Annotated in this window: 14 protein-coding genes; 5 read left to right on the plus strand and 9 right to left on the minus strand. The window is 60.2% G+C overall.

What is annotated here, in order from left to right; translation table 11 throughout:
- Positions 1-72: 72 nt before the first annotated feature.
- The 6 genes from P3M64_RS03725 to P3M64_RS03750 all read right to left on the minus strand — a co-directional run bounded on the left by P3M64_RS03725 (position 73) and on the right by P3M64_RS03750 (position 5790).
- Positions 73-1299, minus strand: a complete 1227-nt coding sequence (locus P3M64_RS03725; protein ID WP_132938034.1) for an amino acid ABC transporter substrate-binding protein — start codon at positions 1297-1299, stop codon at positions 73-75.
- A 223-nt stretch (positions 1300-1522) separates the two neighbouring features.
- Entirely contained in the window at positions 1523-2068 is a 546-nt protein-coding gene (locus P3M64_RS03730) for a Panacea domain-containing protein (protein WP_132938033.1), read from the minus strand.
- A 216-nt stretch (positions 2069-2284) separates the two neighbouring features.
- Positions 2285-3565 (minus strand): flagellar hook-basal body complex protein, encoded by a 1281-nt coding sequence (locus P3M64_RS03735; RefSeq protein ID WP_165886227.1) that lies wholly within the window; start codon positions 3563-3565, stop codon positions 2285-2287.
- A gap of 198 nt (positions 3566-3763) precedes the next feature.
- Positions 3764-4195 (minus strand): hypothetical protein, encoded by a 432-nt coding sequence (locus tag P3M64_RS03740; RefSeq protein ID WP_132938031.1) that lies wholly within the window; start codon positions 4193-4195, stop codon positions 3764-3766.
- 398 nt (positions 4196-4593) lie between these two features.
- On the minus strand, positions 4594-5421 hold the full coding sequence (locus P3M64_RS03745; protein WP_132938030.1) for an alpha/beta hydrolase: 828 nt from the start codon (positions 5419-5421) through the stop codon (positions 4594-4596).
- A 36-nt stretch (positions 5422-5457) separates the two neighbouring features.
- The gene (locus P3M64_RS03750; protein ID WP_132938029.1) at positions 5458-5790 is read right to left on the minus strand and encodes a hypothetical protein; all 333 of its coding nucleotides are present in this window, start codon (positions 5788-5790) and stop codon (positions 5458-5460) included.
- A 185-nt stretch (positions 5791-5975) separates the two neighbouring features.
- On the opposite strand from P3M64_RS03750, the gene P3M64_RS03755 reads away from it, so the two are divergent.
- Positions 5976-6539, plus strand: a complete 564-nt coding sequence (locus P3M64_RS03755) for a UbiX family flavin prenyltransferase (protein ID WP_132938028.1) — start codon at positions 5976-5978, stop codon at positions 6537-6539.
- A 20-nt stretch (positions 6540-6559) separates the two neighbouring features.
- On the opposite strand, the gene P3M64_RS03760 is transcribed toward P3M64_RS03755, so the two are convergent.
- Together P3M64_RS03760 and P3M64_RS03765 are read right to left on the minus strand one after the other, a co-directional pair.
- Positions 6560-7495 carry a zinc metalloprotease HtpX gene (locus tag P3M64_RS03760; RefSeq protein ID WP_132938027.1) on the minus strand — a complete coding sequence of 312 codons (936 nt, stop codon included), beginning with the start codon at positions 7493-7495 and terminating at the stop codon, positions 6560-6562.
- Between the two features lie 60 nt (positions 7496-7555).
- Positions 7556-8098 (minus strand): KdsC family phosphatase, encoded by a 543-nt coding sequence (locus P3M64_RS03765; protein WP_132938026.1) that lies wholly within the window; start codon positions 8096-8098, stop codon positions 7556-7558.
- 195 nt (positions 8099-8293) lie between these two features.
- On the opposite strand from P3M64_RS03765, the gene P3M64_RS03770 reads away from it, so the two are divergent.
- From P3M64_RS03770 to P3M64_RS03785, 4 genes are read left to right on the plus strand one after another with little or no spacing between them, the layout of a single operon-like run.
- Entirely contained in the window at positions 8294-9523 is a 1230-nt protein-coding gene (locus P3M64_RS03770; protein WP_132938025.1) for an ABC transporter substrate-binding protein, read from the plus strand.
- A 39-nt stretch (positions 9524-9562) separates the two neighbouring features.
- The gene (locus tag P3M64_RS03775) at positions 9563-10435 is read left to right on the plus strand and encodes a branched-chain amino acid ABC transporter permease (protein ID WP_132938024.1); all 873 of its coding nucleotides are present in this window, start codon (positions 9563-9565) and stop codon (positions 10433-10435) included.
- Positions 10432-11400 carry a branched-chain amino acid ABC transporter permease gene (locus P3M64_RS03780; protein WP_165886226.1) on the plus strand — a complete coding sequence of 323 codons (969 nt, stop codon included), beginning with the start codon at positions 10432-10434 and terminating at the stop codon, positions 11398-11400. The genes P3M64_RS03775 and P3M64_RS03780 overlap by 4 nt, the downstream gene beginning before the upstream one ends.
- Complete coding sequence (locus P3M64_RS03785; protein WP_132938022.1) at positions 11397-12170, plus strand: ABC transporter ATP-binding protein; 774 nt, start codon at positions 11397-11399, stop codon at positions 12168-12170. Before P3M64_RS03780 ends, P3M64_RS03785 begins: the two co-directional genes overlap by 4 nt.
- A 205-nt stretch (positions 12171-12375) precedes the next feature.
- Here P3M64_RS03785 and P3M64_RS14405 read toward each other — a convergent pair whose 3' ends face one another.
- Entirely contained in the window at positions 12376-12933 is a 558-nt protein-coding gene (locus P3M64_RS14405; RefSeq protein ID WP_407702165.1) for a GNAT family N-acetyltransferase, read from the minus strand.
- Between the last annotated feature and the right edge of the window lie 34 nt (positions 12934-12967).

A 12967-nucleotide genomic window follows, 5' to 3' on the forward strand; every position in this document is an offset into this window, starting at 1 on the left:
AATACGACGTGTTCCCTAAAAAATAAAACCCGCCCCACTGTCACGTGGGGCGGATTTCGAATTTGTGGATACTTAGCGCTTGCTCCACACCGGCGTCGGCCAGCGCAGTTTGGCGGCGGCCCACTTGGCGGGGGCGACAACCTTATACTGGCCGTCTTGAACCTGGAACAGGACCATGGGTTTGGCGATATTCTCGCCTTCGGCGTTGAACTTCACCTTACCGTAGAACGTCTCCATATCGGTTGCGGCCAGGGCGTCGCGCACCTTTTTCTGGTCAAGCGAGTTGGCGCGTTCGAACGCGTCCTTGTAGACCAGCACCGCGGCGGCGGACTCGGCGGCCTGATAAGGCGGAGCATAGCCGTATGTCTTTTCGAACAGCTTCGCAAAATCTTCGGCGGTTCCGAAAAGCGGATCCTTATAACTCAGGGTGCGATCCCATTGCGAAGCGCACAGCGTGTATTCGGCGGCCTTGCCGAATTTGCCGATGATGTCCGCCGAATCACAGTGGGTCATCGCCAGCATCGGAACATTGATGCGCATGTCCGACAGTTGGCGGATCGCCAACGCCGCACCTTTGTCGTGACCGGACACGACCAAGAGATCGGGCTTCAAGGCCTTCACCTTGATCAAGGTCGCCGTCATGTCGTTCAGTTCGGGCGGCAGCTTGTCGTCGATGACCATCTTCGCGCCGATGCGCTTGGCGTCGGCCAACACACCGTTGCGGATATCCTGGGAGAACGGATCGTTTTGAAAGACCCCGGCAATCCTCACGGTTTTACCCTTGTTGACCTCGCCGGCCAAGCTGACCGCCGATTGTAGGTACTTATCCGAGGTTGAAAGGACGGCGAACAGGTACTTGTAACCCTTTGTGAACAGGCTGTTGGATGCGCCGTTGGCCTCGACCATCGGCACGCCGTTATTTTCGGCGACCGGCGCCATCGCCTTGGTCAGACCGGAGCTGTACGGCCCAAGCATGTAACGCACGCCGTCCTGCTGGATCAAGCGTTCGGCCAATTGGGTGCCACGGGCGGGAGTCGATTCGTCGTCATAGTACTTGACGGCGATTTTATAGGTTTTTCCCGCGATCTTAACGCCGCCGTGATCATTGATGAGTTTGACGGCCAAATCGTAACCGTTCTTGGTATTTTTTCCGTTGGTGGAATATTTCCCCGTCATCGAAACGGCGGCGCCCAGCGTAATCGTGTCGCTGGCGGCATACGCCTGACTGGTCACGCCCAACGTCAAGGCAATAGCCGCTGCGCCAAGCGCAGCGGCGCCGACGAACTGTCTGGATTTCATTTAATCCTCCCTGTGAATTAGCCACCGGCCGTTGCCCGCAGCGAGTTTACGATCACCCCATTTATGTTCCCGGCGCGGCGCGACGTATCGAAGCCAAAACACACTCACCCCCGCCGGGGGATACTCCCTGGCCGGGGAGTGTAGCCCAGATGCATACGACTGCAACCCGAAAAACAGGAAAGAAGGAGACTAAAAGGAGACTAAGGAGAGCCCCCCCTGCAGTTCAATCGGCGTCCACGGGTTTGGCGCCCGGAACCCATGATTGCACGGAAACGGGCGCGCCATGTTGGGTGACCATGATCTTCTTTCCTAAACCCGGATGTTCCCTTTTTTTCTTATTCGACGCATTTTGAAAGCTGGAACGCATGGCGTCCAAGGGTATTTCCGTTCGCCGCCCCTTGCGCAAGGCCAAACCATACGCGTTGTTGTCGTTAATAAGGCGATTTAGGTGTTCAACCGATAAGTGTCCAAATTTTTTCCAAATTCCGTCCAGAAATTTTTCCACCTGATCGGGTAAAAAAATATCGACCTCGACATCGGGACGCCCCTTCATGAAGGCCCTATAGACGGTCGGTTCGATCGGCCCCATTTCATCGGCGACGAAAACCGCCGGCATCAGTTTTTTTCCGCGATGCACCACCGCATAGTAGGCCTGAGCCAAATAGAGCAGCCTCTGCATCTTTTGCGGGGCAAGATATTCGTTTTGATTCAAAGCCGTATCGGCGAACCAAAAGGCCACATCAAAAGTCGTGTCAACGGCAAATGCCATGCGTTCCGTTTCCTCGCCCATAAGTCCAACAGCCATCCCTCTCCGCGCCCCTCTTCCCACGGGAAGGAGGACATACACCGACGAAAGTCCGCCCGCCAATGGCGACAAGTATACGATCCCGAACGACACGCTTTCAACGGCCCGTTCAGGGTATTGCGATTAAGGCAAAAAAGTATTAACGCGCCCCTTCCGCAAGAGGATTCTCGTCCGACGGCGTTACGCCCGGACGTTCAAAAGGCTGCGGGTGATGTCGCCGGCGGCCTGGATCGTTTTGACATTCGCCGTGTACGCGGTTTCGGCGACGATCAGATCGACAAATTGACGCGCGATGTCCACGTTCGAGGCCTCAAGCGCGCCCCCGGCGATCGTTCCGGCCCCGCCTTGTCCCGCCGTCCGCGCAAGCGGCGCGCCCGAGGCCTGGGTCGCGATATAAACATTGCCGGTTTGCGCCTCAAGCCCCGAAGGATTGGCGAACGTTGCGACCGCGACGCGATAGAGGGGGCGGCTGTCGCCATTGGCGTATTGGGCGCTGACGGTGCCGTCGGATGCGACCAGAACACCCCGCGCCGCCGCGGGTTTGCCCCCATCGGCGCTAATCGCCCCGATCTGAAAGTTCCCGGCAAACTGCGTAAGGCCGTTGAGGCCGCCGCTTTTCCCTAGATTTAGGGCGACATTAAGATCGGCCCCTCCGGTGCTCAAGGAAGTAGCGAAAAGATTGGGCGCGCTTGTCGTATCGACCGCACCGTCGCCGGTGGTGTCGAACCCGGCCAGAGCGCCGTCGGCATTGAAGTGCACACCGACCGTATAAGCCCCGCCACCGGCGCCGCCCAGTTGCGCGGTGCTCACCGCGCCCCCACTGACGCCGTCGCTGATCGCGCCGATGGAAAGACGATAGGTGTTCGCCCCCTCCTGCTTGAAATTGAGGGTCGCGTTCAAAGCGTTGCCCTGAGAATCGGTCAGTTGAACATTGACGTCATGACTTTGGCCGTTCGGCGCGTTGGCCGGAAGATTAGCGCTGAGCGCGAGGTTTTCCGTCGCCCGCGCATCCAGACCCCGCCCGCCGACATGCACCGGGGCCGGGGTGTCGGAAGTCGGCTTCCCCGCCCCGTCAAGCGGATAGCCTAATAAGGTCTGACCCGATACGTTTTTCAAAGTGCCGTCGGCGGCAAGGGAGAACGCCCCCGAACGAGTATAGCCAAGCCCGCCCGCGCCCGCGCGGGCGACGGTGAAGTATCCCGGCCCCGACAACGCGAGGTCGGTGGCGTCGGGCGTCGCCTGTAACAAACCTTGAATGGAGGCCTGAGTGCGCGGCGCGCTCTGCACGCCGCCCGGCGCATAGGCCGTCGGGCTTTGTCTCGTCGTCACCGTCTTGGCCTCAAGGCGCACCGCCTTATAGCCCGCGGTATTGGCGTTGGCGATGTTGTCCGCCGCCGCGCCAACGCGCTGCGCATTCAATTGAAGACCGGAAACTGCCGAAGAAAAAATATTCGAGATCACCGCAATCCACCGTACCCAAAGCCGCACCAAAGCCGCACCAAAGCCGCACCAAAGCCGCACCAAAGCCGCACCAAAGCCGCCATGAATCCCGGCTCATGACATCCCCACACTCACGACGGGAACCGACAGGGTAGTATGCCCGATACCCGGCGCATCACCAGTGACGACAATCACAGAACGCAAAATTAGGTCCTGGCCCTAGAGGGAGATGCGCACCGTATGGGCCGGTCCCGCCGCCGCTGCGCCGATCACGTGGGCCGTTTTTTCGTAGGCGGAAATGGCGCGGGCGAGCAATCCCCCAAACGACTTCACGCCCCTCACGGCCGCGCCGCCATGGAGGCCTTCATGCTCGTCGATCGTCCCTAAAATGGCGGCGAAGGTCGCGCTCGGCGTTTGAAACAAAATTCCCGGCCTGCGCCGTGAATGTTTATCCCCAGCCGCCCGTTCCTCGCCTTTTTTCTCGACGAACTGAAATTGGTATTCCGCGTCATTGAGATGGGGTCCGTCATGACTTTTCAGGCCTTCTACCCGTTCCTGCGACGATGTCGCCGGGCCACGCAACCCCACCCGCCCGGCGGGTATTCCGCCGGCGACGTTCGAACCCGATGAAACTCGTGCCGCCTGATTCATGGCCTTTGTTTCGCCGCGCCTCAAAAGACGCGCGCTCTCCGACTATAAAAACCCCGCCGGGCATGGGCCGCCTTCGCCTCGCAAAGAAGCGAACCGCCCACCCCGCGCTTCGTCCGGTTGCCCAGACCTTACACCAGATATAGTCACGCCGGCATCATATTGCTCGAAAAACCCCCAAAAACAGGACATCTCCCTTTCGACGGACATTATGGTTAAATAATACTTAAGTTTGTTTAAAAATAAACTATAAAATACGACAAGATACTGTGATCGTTATATTTTACCTCACCTCACCTCCAATTTAAAATTTTGCCCCGACGCAGCGACAGCGACCAACGCACCCCCTCCCCTCGCTGGTCCGGCCCAAAGGATTTCGAATCTTGTTGAACGAAACCAAGTCAACTCTTTGAATTTAAATATTTTTTAATAAAATCCACGATGCCGATCTGGACGTTGAAATCATAAAGATCACTGTGTTTCCCGCCCTCGACCCACAACGCTTCCTTGGGCGGCAGGGCCGCGGCGAACACCGCGCGCCCCTGTCCCACGGGCACCGTCGGGTCCGCCGTGCCATGCACGACACACAACGGGGTATCGATTCGAGCAATTTTGGAAAGGCTGTCATAACGGTCGCGCGCCAACGTCTTGACCGGTAAAAAGGGGTAGCGATGGCGGCCTGCATCCCCCATCGAGGTAAAAGGCGCCTCCAGAACCACGCACCCCACGGGGGCGCCCTTGGCGGCGTATTCCCAAGCCATTTGGACAGCGATCCCCGTGCCTAGGGATTCGCCGTAAATCACCCACCGGGCCGGGGGGATACCCTCGCGACTGAGAAAATTCAGCGCCGCGCGCGCATCCACGTACAAACCTTTTTCCGATGGGCGACCCGGATTGGCGCCATACCCCCGATAGCCCACCAGAAGGACCCCCATGGCGCGATCCAGGTAGGGGCGAACCTTATCGCCGCGTTCGGTCAGATTACCCGCGTTCCCTTGAAAATAAACCACCGTCGGCGCCACCGCGCGCGGGGCCGGGCGGTACCACGACACCAGGACGAGACCGTCGTCACCCGTTATCGTCACTTCGTCCATCTCGGGCACCCCGCCCTGTCGCCGCGAGGACGCGGTGGTGTCGGGATTGTACATCAACCGGCGTTGCAGCGCCCACATGATCCCGACCACGGCGCTATAAGCGATGGCTCCGGCGACGATCGTCTGAATGACCATTTCGCCCAATCCTCCAACATCACGAGACCGGAAATTTTATCGCTTTTTCACGCAGGCGAACACGGCGGCGACCGGCGTGGCTAACGGGCAAAGCGTGTAATCGTGCTTGATATAACGGATCGCCTTGGAAAATTTCGCGCACTGCGCATGGGCCAGCGCCGCGACCTGTTGGGGCGTGCTGTCCAGACTGGAATAACAAATCGTCACCTGCCTCCGGTCAGTGATACTTTGACCATAATCCGGGCGCGTGCGATCGAATTCCCCGCTCCGGTAGACGTACGGCGCACTCGCCGCGCACCCCGCAAGCGCAAGCGCCACGGTCAATACGACCAACGCCAACCCCCGACGATGAAGACCATCAATACACATGGTTCATCTATACCCCCGAACGGGACGCGGCGGCAACGCCCATGTCGGATCTCTCCGAAGACAGGACCCCGTCTCCTATCCGGGCGCACGATGGTCTTGCCAAGAAGGCTCGGCTCACGCCATGATCCGAGAAACTTTTCTCGCCGAACGACGGCGCAAACCAAAATCACACTCGGGATCACATCATGAGCCTTCCTCTTATCGTCGGCATTTCCGGCGCCACGGGCGTTATCTACGCCATCGAGGCGCTAAAAGCGTTGAAAGACATGAAGGTGCCGACACATCTGGTGATTAGCGAAGCCGGCGTGCGCACCCTGGCGATCGAAAGCGATGTCGGCCTGGACGAACTGCGCGGCCTCGCCGACGTGGTTCACAACATCAAAGATATCGGCGCGTCGATCGCCAGCGGCTCGTTCCGCACCCGCGGCATGCTCATCGCCCCGTGTTCGATCAAGACCCTGTCGGGTATCGCCCATTCATACAGCCAAAATCTGTTGATCCGCGCCGCCGACGTCACCTTGAAGGAGCGTCGCCCGCTGGTCCTGATGGTGCGCGAAACGCCGCTGCACAAGGGCCATCTGGAACTGATGGTGCGCGCCAGCGACTTAGGCGCGCTGATCCTGCCTCCGATGCCCGCCTTTTACCATCGCCCCACGCGTATCGCCGACATCGTCCGCCAAAGCGTGGGGCGCGCGCTCGATCATTTCGGCATCGATCATCCCGCCGTCTCTCGCTGGCAGGGTGGTTGAGACGCGACCTCGGAACGCATTCAACGCCACCAACGCAGAAACCAGCGAATGGGCGCCCTGAGCAACCCTTCCCATTGGGCGGCATGGATGTCGTCACTCAGAAAGCGCGCCGGCAGCGGCGGGCTGTCCACGGGTATCGCCAGAAGCCGCTCGATTCGCGCCTGCGTCGCCGGATGGGTGCGTAACAACGAAGGGTCCATCCCCGGACGGCGCGGCAGAAACATCCGCCGCCAAAGGTCTTCCTGCTGAATTTCGAGCTTCTCCAAGGCGTGCGCCAAACCGATCGGATCGCCGCTCAAAGCCACCGCGCCGATGTCGGCGTCAAACTCGCGTACCCGCGACAGGCCGAGTTGCATCAACAGGCTCAACAGTGGCGCGCCGACCAAGAGCAGCAACACCGGGAGCGGCACATAACCGCCGGGCGCCGCCCCGGACACCGCTAGGGGAATGTTCAACAGCAAAAACAAAACCCCCAGAAAAGACAGGCTGCGCGTCATCCGCGTCACCAGATCGGCCAGTCCCAAAATTTTCAAATCGCCATGGCGGATGTGACTGACTTCATGAGCGAGAACCCCGGCAAGCTCGCGAATCGTCATTGTCTTCACCAGGGCGTCGGTGAGCACGATCGTCGCCTCGCGCGGGTCCCCCCCCAGGGTGAAAGCCTGCATGATCTGGCTTTCGACCAAGTAAATGCGCGGAATCCGGCCCAGGTGGGCGCGGCGCGCCAGTTCGCCGATCAGTTCCCCCAACGGCGGCAAGTCCTCGGCGTCGAGACGGTAGGCCCCGATCGCGTGCAGCAGCATCTTTGGCGAAACGTTCTGGCCAAAAGCCAGGATCACCCACCCCATGGCGACGATCAACACCACGCCTTCCACCCCCGACAGGAACCAGCCGACCGCCGCCAATAGGGCCGTCATCATGGCGAGCAGGGCGACGGTATGAAAAACGTTACGCATCGGGTTCTGTCCTTACAGCGGCGCCGGAGGAGCCAAGTCCGGCCGGAGAATTCCCTCGTCTCAGGCGTCCCCCTTGCCAAGGAACGTTGGATCGGCATCTTGTACCTCGACCAGCAGATCGCAAACGTAACGCACCGCCCCCTGCCCACCGGACCTGGGGACGACGTAGCGCGCGACGGCGTTCACCGCCGCGACGGCGTCGTTGACGGTGAGCGGCAAGCCGACCGCGCGCAACACATCGACGTCGTTGATATCGTCGCCGATGTGGGCCACCTGATCGAGCGTGACGCCCAATTTCGCGCAAATTTCACGAAGCGTGCCCAACTTATCACGAACACCGAGATAAGCACGCTCGATGCCCAGCGATTCGGCCCGGTGACGGATCGACGGCGTCGTGCTGGCGGTAATGATGCAAACCTCGATTCCGGCGCGCTGAACCAGCTTTATGCCCATGCCGTCCTTGACGTTAAATTTACGCATCTGACCGCCGTGATCGTCGAAATACATCCCGCCGTCGGTTAAAACACCATCCACATCTAGCGACAACACCTTGATATATTGCAATTTTTTCTTAAGGTCATCGGCGCTTAAATATGACGTCATGATGCTTTCGCTCTCTCTCGTTTCCCTTTGTGACACCGGGCGAACGCGCCCGGTGCGTTTAGGGGATGACATGCCGGAATTGAATTTCTATGGTCGGCGGATCATAGGCCGAGGACCGACAAAACGGCAAGGGGGGGCGCGCACCGCCCACACGGCGCCGGGACATCGCAACCGTTCGTAGGGGATATCTTCACCATGAAACACCGCACCGCCGTCACCGACGGCCGCCCGCGCAGCCCCCTCACACGACGGTGCTTCCTGACCGCCGCGGGTGGGCTCGCCGCGGCCACGACCTTCGCGCCGTCGGCGTTCGCCATCGGCGGGAACACGCCGCTTAAGGTTGGCATGATGCTGCCCTACTCGGGCGTCTACGCCAAATTGGGGGGCGATATCACCAACGGCTTTAAATTGCGCTTGGCCGAAGAAGGCAACCGACTGGGCGGGCGCCCCGTCGAACTGATCACGGTGGACAGCGAGGCCGCGCCGTCCAAGGCGATCGGCAACGCCGCGCGGCTGGTCGCCGGCAAAGGTGTCGATTTCATCGTCGGCCCGGTGCATTCCGGGGTCGCCATGGCGATGACCAAGGTCATGCGCAAATCACCGAAAACCATGATGATCATCCCGAACGCGGGGGCCAACGCGCTGACCCGCGAAGCCTGCGCCCAAAACATCTTCCGCGCCTCGTTCAGCAATTGGCAGGCCGGATATCCGATGGGCGCGGAACTGGTCAAACGCGGGCATAAACGGGTGGTTACCATGACCTGGAATTACGCCGCGGGCAAACAGATCATCGAGGCCTTCGTCGAGGGCTATGAAAAGGCCGGTGGCGGCGCGCCGATCGCGCAAATCCTGGTCGATTTCCCAAATACCGAATTTCAGGCCCACTTGACCCGGATCGCGGCGCTGAAGCCCGACGCGGTGATGGTCTTTTTCAGTGGCGGCGGGGCGGTCAAGTTCGTCAAGGATTACGCCGGGGCGGGCCTGAAGGATACCATCCCACTATACGGCGCGTTCGTCACCGAAGGCACGCTAGAGGCCCAAGGAACCGCCGCCGAGGGTATCGTCAGCACCATGCACTGGGCCGACACGTTGAATACTCCCGCCAATATCGCCTTCATGAAGGCCTACCGAAAAGTCACATCCGAAACGGCCACCGTTTTCGCCATGCAAGGATATGATAGCGCCGCCCTGATCGCCCAGGCGATGGCGAGCCTTGACGGCGACACCGGCGACACCGCGGAATTAACCGCAACCCTAGCGGGATCGGTGATGAACGACAGCCCCCGCGGGCCGTGGCGAATGTCGAAAAACCACAACCCGATCCAGGATTTTTACCTGCGCCGGGTCGAAGGCGGTAAAAACGTGGTCATCGCGACCGCCGTGAAGGCCCTGGAAGACCCCGGAGGACGTTGCCGACTCGGTTGAGGGAATTTTTCCTCCGCCAAGTTCGCCGCGACAAGCGCCATGGAACTGCCTTTTTATCTCATCCAAGCCCTGAACGGAGTGCAATACGGTCTGCTCCTGTTTTTGACCGCCAGTGGCTTGACGCTAATTTTCGGCGTCATGGGGGTGATCAACCTGGCGCACGGCGCTTTTTACATGATCGGCGCCTATCTTGCCTATTGGCTCAGCCTGAAAACGGGGAGCTTCCCGCTCGCCCTCGTCCTTGCCACACCGATCACCGTCGCGGCGGGTTACCTGATCGAACGGGTCTTCATCTCCCGCCTATACCGGCGCGACCATCTCGATCAAGTGCTCTTGACCTATGGTTTGATTTTGATTCTTAGTGAACTGCAACGCATGGCATGGGGCAATGACGTGCATAGCGTCGCCCTGCCCGCCCTGCTGCAAGGCTCGATCCGTTTAAGCGACACCCAAGCCTACCCCGTATATCGGCTTTTCCTTTCGGCGGTCGCCGGAAGCATCGCCATCGGTCTGTATGTCCTGGTTCAAAAAACCCGCCTCGGCATGACCATTCGCGCCGGGGTGGACAACCGGGAGATGGCCCAAGTCTTGGGCATCGACGTGGGGAAAATATTTACCCTGGTGTTCAGCGGCGGCGTCGCCCTAGCGGCGTTTTCCGGCATGATCGCCGCACCGGTCGAAACCGTGTACCCGGCGATGGGCGGACATGTTTTGATCCTCTCTTTCGTCGTCGCCGTGATCGGCGGCCTGGGGTCGATCAAGGGTGCGTTCATCGCCGCCATGTTGGTCGGCCTTAGCGACGCCTTCGGAAAGGCGTTCTTCCCCGAGGTCGCCGAATTTTCATTGTATCTGGTGATGGCCGCGGTCCTGTTATGGCGTCCCCAAGGTCTTTTCGGCAGGGGACTGCAATGAACGGTACGTTTTCCCGCGCCTTCAAGATCATGACGATTTTTATTCTTCTTCTCGCCCTGCTTCCCTTTGGCCCCAACGCTTACCTCGGCGTCCTCGGCGTCAAGATCGTCGCCTTGGCCATCTTCGCCATGAGCCTGGACTTTATCCTCGGCTACGGCGGGCTGGTCAGTTTCGGGCACGCCGCCTTTTACGCCATCGGCGCCTATGGCGTCGCCATGTTCGCCCCCGAATACGCCGCCGCCGATTTTTTCGTTATCGTGCCTGCCGCCATTGGGGCCTCGGCGCTCGCGGCGCTGCTGCTGGGGGCGTTCGCGCTACGCACGCGCGGGGTCTATTTCATCATGGTCACCTTGGCGCTGGCGCAGATGGTGTTTTTCGTCCTCCACGATTGGCCCGCGTTCGGCGGTTCCGACGGTCTCCTGATTTTTGCGCGCCCGCAATTGCGCTGGAACGGTGCGATAGTGGCCGATTTCGCTGACCCGAAACTGTTTTATTACGCCTGCCTGGGCGGACTGGCGGTCAGTTTCATCGTCCTCGCCCTGATCGTGCGTTCGCGCTTCGGCAGGGTGCTCGAAGGTATCCGGGAAAACGAACACCGCATGCAGGCGCTGGGCTACGCCACCTACGGCTATAAATTGGCGGCCTTCGTCATCGCCGGCGCGTTCGCCGGGTTGGGCGGCATCATCGCCGCCTACCAGGGCGAATACGTCAGCCCAGCCTTGGGGGATTGGCGCGAATCTGGCCTCGCCCTGATCATGGTCGCCCTGGGCGGACGGGGCAGTCTGTTCGGACCGGTGCTGGGAGCGGCGGCGCTGGTCGTCGGCCAGGATATTCTTTCCGAGTTGACCCCCCATTGGCAGGGGGCGCTGGGTCTTTTGATCGTGCTGACCGTAATGATGAGCTCACGCGGACTGTCCGCCGTTTTCACTCCCCCGTTTGGGCGCGCGCGGGAACCACGTACATGACGCCGCCTCCTTCGCATCGCCCTCTCCTGCAGGTGCGCGCGCTGACCCGCCATTTCGGCGGGTTGAACGCCGTCCAGGATGTCAACCTTGAGGTCGCGGACACGGGGGTGCACGGCCTGATCGGCCCCAACGGCGCGGGAAAATCAACCCTGATCAATCTGCTTTCGGGCGATCTTAAACCCCATCAGGGACGCATTGTCTTTCAAGGGCGCGACATCACCTCTTTTGGGGTCGCCCGCACGGCGCGCTTGGGTATTGCGCGCAGTTATCAAAAATCGAACATCTTCGGCGCGCTCACCTGTCTTGAAAATTGCTGGCTTGGCGCACTGCGCCACGAAGCCGCGCGCGCCGGAATCTTACCCCGCCCGCACACTCCGGAACGCGCCCGGGTGCGGGCGCTGGAGGCCCTGGGCGGCGTCGAGCTGAGTTCCCGCGCCGAAACGCGCGGCGACGCGCTGAGCCACGGCGAACGCCGCCAACTTGAAATCGCCATGTTGCTGACGGGCGCGCCCAAGCTTCTTCTCCTCGACGAACCCCTGGCCGGCCTCGGCCCCGGAGAAAGCGAAAACATCGTCGCCCTGATCAAAGCCCTTTCGGCGCACCGGGGAATTGTCTTGGTTGAACACGATTTGGATGCGCTTTTTTCCTTGGCCGACACCGTCAGCGTTCTGGAAAGCGGCAAAATTCTCGCCAGCGCCGCCCCCGCCGCCGTACGCGCCGACAGCGCCGTACGGCGCGCCTACCTCGGTCGAGACACCGCCGCCCAATAACGACGTCCTCCTTGTCAATCGCCGTATATCGGCGTTTTCTCAACCGCCTCCACGAAAACCGACAAAGAAACTTCACCTGAAGTTTTTTTATTCCCAATTCGAAATGAACATACATGCGCGGCGGGTCGCGGATATTCGCAACGTACGATAAACAACCTCCGATAAAATCGTCTAAAGCCGGATCGTCCGGCGATACCATGAAAAACTACGCTCGCTCTTTTCGAACCGCAACGCGGTGAGGGCCGCGCACCTCGATGCGTCGAAACCCGGCCCTAATAAAACTGCCTTCGACCCCTACGAAGCGATCAACGTGCTTTCCCTCGGCGTCGCTTGTTTGGGGAAATCCATCCACCGCGGCCGCACCTTGTGCAAACGCATATTCGCTTGCGCCTTGAATGAGTTGGCTCATCTTGCCCTGTCTTCGGTATGGGGCCTTGATAAACAAACAGCTGATCACCCACGTCGGCATATCGTCAATGGGATAGGCTACCGGCGACCTCAGCAAGGTGGGATAATCCGCCATTGGCGCAACCGCGCACCACCCTTCGGCCTCGTGAGCGTCGCGCATCAAGACGCCGACCGATCGGCCATTGATGACACTATCGTGCAACAGGTTTTTTCTTTGTGCCTTGGAGTGTTGGGTCCAGCTTGCCCGCGACAAACTCCACCACGTGCACCAACAGCCCCCACACCCACCTTGCTCCCCGCCCATAAGTTCGACGAAGTCCGCCCACTCGGCGGACGTTAGCGCAACGTTCGTCATTGGATTGATCCTGATGATAAAGGAAACCGAATCT

The sequence above is a fragment of the Varunaivibrio sulfuroxidans genome, assembly GCF_029318635.1.
In the GTDB taxonomy this organism is placed as follows: Bacteria; Pseudomonadota; Alphaproteobacteria; order Rhodospirillales; family Magnetovibrionaceae; genus Varunaivibrio; species Varunaivibrio sulfuroxidans.